General features: G+C 43.1%; 6 protein-coding genes. All 6 read right to left on the bottom strand.

Translation table 11 applies throughout. The features are described 5' to 3' along the window. On the bottom strand, positions 1-1,646 hold a 1,646-nt coding region (gene lysS / locus I4V44_RS08610), incomplete at its 3' end, for a lysine--tRNA ligase (RefSeq protein ID WP_196002598.1). Positions 1,647-2,045: 399 nt separating this feature from the next. Then, positions 2,046-2,528: a transcription elongation factor GreA gene (greA, locus tag I4V44_RS08605; RefSeq protein WP_008707789.1), complete on the bottom strand. Its 483-nt coding sequence runs from the start codon at positions 2,526-2,528 to the stop codon at positions 2,046-2,048. A 225-nt stretch (positions 2,529-2,753) separates the two neighbouring features. Further along, positions 2,754-3,713, bottom strand: a complete 960-nt coding sequence (gene dusB / locus I4V44_RS08600; RefSeq protein ID WP_044951790.1) for a tRNA dihydrouridine synthase DusB — start codon at positions 3,711-3,713, stop codon at positions 2,754-2,756. A 52-nt stretch (positions 3,714-3,765) separates the two neighbouring features. Next, positions 3,766-4,131, bottom strand: coding sequence for a DUF6145 family protein (locus I4V44_RS08595; protein WP_008707791.1), 366 nt, complete (start codon positions 4,129-4,131; stop codon positions 3,766-3,768). A 38-nt stretch (positions 4,132-4,169) separates the two neighbouring features. Beyond that, positions 4,170-4,973 (bottom strand): biotin--[acetyl-CoA-carboxylase] ligase, encoded by an 804-nt coding sequence (locus I4V44_RS08590; protein ID WP_008707792.1) that lies wholly within the window; start codon positions 4,971-4,973, stop codon positions 4,170-4,172. After that, the gene (gene argF / locus I4V44_RS08585) at positions 4,973-5,974 is read right to left on the bottom strand and encodes an ornithine carbamoyltransferase (RefSeq protein WP_008707793.1); all 1,002 of its coding nucleotides are present in this window, start codon (positions 5,972-5,974) and stop codon (positions 4,973-4,975) included. The genes I4V44_RS08590 and argF overlap by 1 nt, the downstream gene beginning before the upstream one ends. Between the last annotated feature and the right edge of the window lie 26 nt (positions 5,975-6,000).

Raw genomic sequence — 6,000 nt, 5'->3', positions numbered from 1 at the left:
TTTTCTGAAACCGTTTTAGCCTGCGCAACGTTGTTTGCTTCGTTCTTAGCAGCGCCCTGGGACTTCATTGTCGGGAACAGCAGTACGTCACGGATTGCCTGGCTGTCTGTAAGCAGCATAACCAGACGATCGATTCCGTATCCGATACCACCTGTAGGCGGCATACCGATCTCCAGTGCATTCAGGAAGTCTTCATCTGTGTGGTTCGCTTCCTCATCTCCTGCGTCAGCAAGAGCATCCTGTGCTTTGAAACGCTCTCTCTGGTCAATCGGGTCATTGAGCTCGGAATATGCGTTACACATTTCCCATGTATTAATGAACAGCTCGAAACGCTCTACCTTATTCGGATCAGAAGGTTTCTTCTTTGTCAGCGGAGAAATCTCGATCGGATGATCCATGATAAATGTTGGCTGGATCAGTTCTTTTTCACAGTATTCCTCGAAGAACAGGTTGATGATATCACCCTTCTTATGACGTTCTTCATATTCAATATGATGCTCATCTGCAAGCTTCTTAGCTGCTTCATCATCTGCAACTTCATCAAAGTCAATTCCTGCATATTTCTTGATCGCATCATTCATGGTCAGACGTTCAAAAGGTTTGCTGAGGTCGATCTCGATACCATTGTAGGAAATCTTCGCAGAACCACAAACCTTCTCTGCCAGATAACGGAACATAGACTCAGTCAGTTCCATCATGCCTTCATAATCTGTATATGCCTGATAAAGCTCCATCAGAGTAAACTCCGGATTATGACGGGTATCTACACCTTCATTACGGAATACACGTCCGATCTCATAAACTCTCTCAAGACCACCAACGATCAGTCTCTTCAGATAAAGTTCAAGAGAAATACGAAGCTTAACATCTTCGTTCAGTGCATTATAATGAGTTTCAAACGGTCTTGCTGCAGCACCGCCTGCATTTGCAACCAGCATCGGAGTTTCCACTTCCATGAAGTCACGGTCTGCAAGGAAGTTACGGATTTCTTTCAGAATCTGGGAACGTTTGATAAATACGTTCTTGCTGTCCTGATTCATGATAAGGTCTACATATCTCTGACGATAACGCATATCTGTATCTGTCAGTCCATGGAATTTCTCAGGAAGAATCTGTAAGCTCTTGGAAAGAAGAGTCATGCTTTCTGCATGGATAGAAATCTCACCTGTTCTTGTTCTGAATGCAAAACCTTCCAGTCCGAAGATATCACCGATATCGGATTTCTTAAAATCTGCATAAGAATCTGCTCCGATCGCATCTCTTGCTACATATACCTGAATATTTCCCTGTAAATCCTGGATATTGCAGAAAGAAGCCTTACCCATAACTCTCTTGAACATCATACGGCCTGCGATCGCTACGTGGATCGGGCTTGCGTCCATGATTTCTCTTCTCTCTTCATAATCTTTCTTAACAGCTTCCTTTGCCTGTTCTTCATCAAGACCTGTTACATCTACTTCTGCACGATCTTTGAGAAGTTCTGCCTCATGTGCTTCATAAAGACTCTTCACTTCCATTGAGTGATGAGTCTGGTTAAACTTTGTGATCTGAAATGGGTCTTTTCCATTAGCCTGAAGATCTGCCAGTTTATCGCGACGTACCTTCAGTAACTGGTTTAAATCCTGTTCCTGCTTCTGCTGTGCCACCTTGGTTCCTCCTTATATACTTGTATAATTATTATTTGTTCGTAACTGTTCAGTACCTTCACAGTTACGAGCCAAAATGCATTAAAAATCACCTGCGGTGATGGCATTTTGGCTTGTATGTCTCGGGATTTTGGTACTTACGTGCCAAAACACCTCGCGGGATAGTAGACTACTGAATAGTTACATTTATTCTACATTTCCATGTGATATCAGATGTAACAGAAGATTCCATTCAACAGAATCCTGTATTTTCAAATATCAATTTATCAGATATACAGACAAAAATAAGAAATAACAAACTTCTTATTGTCTTCTTATTATCTGCTTATATAGTCAGAGAAAGGTGCGCGTTATGCCTTTGCATGATAAATCTCTACGCGCACCTCAGTCATCTGTCTCTTATACGTTTCTCTGGATCTCCAGAACTTTGTATTTCATGATTCCTGCCGGCATCTCTACTTCTACTACATCACCTGTATGCGCACCGATAAGTGCTTTTCCTACGGGAGATTCGTTGGAGATTTTGCCTTCAAGGCTGTTAGCCTCTGTGGAACCTACGATCTTCAGCTCGATGTCTTCTTCGAATTCAAAATCGTGTACTTTAACCTTACATCCAACGCTGATCTTGTCCAGATCTACTTCGTCCTCTACAACAACTTCAGCATTCTTTAAGATCTTCTCGATTTCTTCGATACGTGCTTCAATGTCTCTCTGTTCGTCTTTCGCTGCATCGTATTCCGCATTCTCAGATAAGTCGCCCTGTTCTCTGGCTTCCTTAATTTTCTCTGCTACTTCTTTTCTCTTTACTACCTTTAAATCATGCAGCTCTTCTTCTAATTTTTTAAGTCCTGCATAAGTTAGTAAGTTTTTCTTTTCTTCCATAATAACCTTACTCCCTTTCAACATCCGGTATAGTCTTCTGCGTTTCTTTTCGCCCCGGATCACTACATGGATTTATGTGCTTCCTGATACATCATACCTGAAAAAGGGCAGACTTATTCTAGGATATTCACAATTTCTGTATTATACAAAAAAGCACCCGGATTGTCAAGCATTCCGAGCGCCTTTGCTATTGTTTATATTTCTCATTTCACATGGTTTTAACTTTTATGCTAATCTTGATAAAAGCGCCTCCAGAGCTTCATAACTTTCTATGGTGTTTGACTCTCTTCTGAGCCCTGCGCTGTGACGCATGCCTGCAGTATACCAGGCAACGTGTTTACGCATCTCACGGATTCCTACGAATTCCCCTTTTAATTCAATCTGTTTTCTGGCATGACGCAGGATCATTTCACGTATTTCCTCTACAGACGGGCGTTCCAACAGTTCTCCTGTCCGGAAATAATGGTTCAGTTCGCGGAACAACCAGGGATTTCCCCTTACTGCACGTCCCACCATAACAGCATCACATCCGGTCTGTTTTACCAGTGCTTCTGCTTTCAGCGGAGAATCTACATCTCCGTTTCCAATTACAGGAATGGTAATCGCTTCTTTTACCCTGCGGATCGTATCCCAGTCTGCAGTGCCGGAATAGTACTGCTGTCTGGTGCGCCCATGCACTGCAAGTGCTGCTGCTCCCGCATCCTCAATACGTTTCGCGATTTCAACAATATCTACCGGTTCATTCTCAAATCCGATTCGCACCTTGACAGTCAACGGTTTACTGATTGCAGATGATACTTTTCGAACGATCTCTTCAATCAGATTCGGGTTCTTCAATAATGCAGATCCCTCACCGTTATTGACAACCTTCGGCACAGGGCATCCCATATTGATGTCCAGGATATCGAAATCTCTGTCCTCAATGGATTTCGCAACCTCTGCCATAAGATCCGGTTCACTGCCAAAAAGCTGCATGGAAACCGGGTGTTCACATGGATCAATCTCCATCAGGGCAATGGTGTTCTTATTGTGAAAAGAAATCGCTTTTGCACTGATCATTTCCATACAGATCAGTCCGGCCCCCTGCTCTTTACAGAGCGTTCGAAATGGCAGGTCTGTGACACCTGCCATTGGTGCAAGAACAAACGGATTATCAATCTGTACGTTTCCTATTTTCCACTGCATCTCCATGAATGGTTCTCTTGCCCGTACCGGCTCATTCCTTGTCTGCATGGATTCAGTCCTCACTGCCCGATGTTTTCTTCAATTCTTCTTCCGGGATGTCTCCGAGAAAGAATACTTTATAATACATTTCCAGAGATTCCAGAAGTTCTTTCTTGTCCTGCTGAAGCTGTTTGATCTTCAGTCCGCTTCCGATCTCATCGTAGCGGGCATCTGCTTCCAGAGCTTCTGTTTTAAACTGAAGTCTGCCGTTTTCGTCAAATTCCAGAGTCAGGATTCCTCCTACATCCTCTGTGTAAAGAACACACATGATCTGAAGTTCTTTCTTCACATGATCCGGAAGTGCATTGAAATCCTGATTAAAATAAAATTTCTTCTCATAGGCGCTTGCGCCGCAGAGAGTAATGTTGTCCTGATACATAAATTACTGTTTCCCTCTTTCGAAATTATTCAGAATCTTTATACATAGCTGTAAAGCCCACGCACTGAAACCTCTCCTGCGCTGACTTTCACAACTTCTTTATTCTGCCTTTCCACAAGCAGTTCACCTTTTTCATCAATCCCCCTGCAGATTCCTTCGAAACTTCTGTCACCATCGATCACTCTGACCGGCTGGTTCAGATTTGCAAGGATTCTGTGGTAATCATCCAGCAGATGAGTAAAATCACAGGTCTGGATAAATTTCTCATAGTTGATCTCGAAATATTTCATCACCAGTGCAATCACCTGATTTCTGTCATATTCATGACCGCCCTCCAGAATCAGTGAAGTCGCTTTGTCCTGCATCTCTTCCGGAAATTCTTTCAGGTTTACATTGATTCCTACTCCGATGAGAACATAATTGATCTTCACACCATTTGTTCCCATCTCGGTCAGGATACCACAGATTTTCTTCTTAGAGATCACAATATCATTGGGCCATTTAATACTTACGTTAAACCCCAGTTCCTCTGCTGCCTGTGCCACTGCCATTCCCATAACCAGTGTCAGCATAGACGCATACTGCGGTGAAAATTCCGGACGTAAGAGCAGTGTCATCATAATAGAGCTGCCCTCCGGCGCTTCCCATCTTCTGTCAAAACGCCCTCTTCCCGCAGACTGAAATTCCGCAACTGCCAGAGTTCCATGCTCTGCACCATCTTTTGCCAGACGCTTGATCCATGAATTGGTAGAATCTGTTTCTTTTGCAAAATGGACGGTTTTGCCCGCCCATTTTGTGTTTATCGCCTGTGAAATTGTTTCTTCATTATACAGATGTGCCATTATTTGTTCTCCGGCTCTCCTAATGTTGCTACCATAACAGCTTTGATGGTATGCATACGGTTCTCTGCCTCATCAAATACTTTGGACTGCTCAGATTCAAATACTTCGTCTGTTACTTCCATGTCTGTCAGATTGAATCTCTCACCCATTTCCTTGCCGATCTTTGTCTTAAGGTCATGGAATGCAGGCAGACAGTGAAGGAAGATTGCTTTCTCTCCTGCGTTCTTCATAACGTCCTTTGTTACTTTATAAGGTGTCAGATCATGGATTCTCTCTGTCCATACCTCATCCGGCTCACCCATGGATACCCATACGTCTGTATAGATAACGTCTGCATCCTTTGTTCCTTCCTGAACATCCTCTGTCAGAGTGATGCTTCCGCCGGATGCTTTTGCATATTCCTCGCACTGAGCAACTAACTCTGCATTCGGGAAATATTTCTTAGTTGTGCAGGCTACGAAATGCATGCCAAGTTTTGTGCAGGCAATCATCAGGGAATTACCCATATTGTAACGGGCATCACCCATGTATACAAGCTTACGTCCTTTTAAATCTCCGAAATGCTCACGGATTGTCAGCATATCAGCGATCATCTGTGTCGGATGATATTCGTTCGTAAGGCCATTCCATACCGGAACACCTGCATGTTTTGCAAGCTCTTCTACGACTTCCTGACCAAATCCACGATATTCGATACCATCGTACATTCTTCCCAGAACTCTTGCTGTATCTGCAATGCTTTCTTTCTTACCGATCTGAGAACCTGTCGGATCCAGGTATGTGCTTCCCATTCCAAGATCATGGGCAGCTACCTCAAAAGAGCAACGGGTTCTTGTACTTGTTTTTTCAAAAATAAGTGCAATATTTTTGCCTCTGTAATATTCGTGAAGCTCGCCGGCTTTCTTCTTTGCTTTAAGTTCTGCGGATAAATCAATAAGATATGTGATCTCCTCCGGTGTAAAGTCTTTCAGTGTCAGAAAGTTTCTTCCTTTTAAGTTCATAATAATTCTCTCCCCGATGTCATTTA

Source organism: Blautia sp. 1001283B150304_161114_C9, assembly GCF_015668165.1.
GTDB lineage: Bacteria > Bacillota > Clostridia > Lachnospirales > Lachnospiraceae > Blautia_A > Blautia_A wexlerae.
This window is presented reverse-complemented; position numbering and strand designations above follow the sequence as displayed.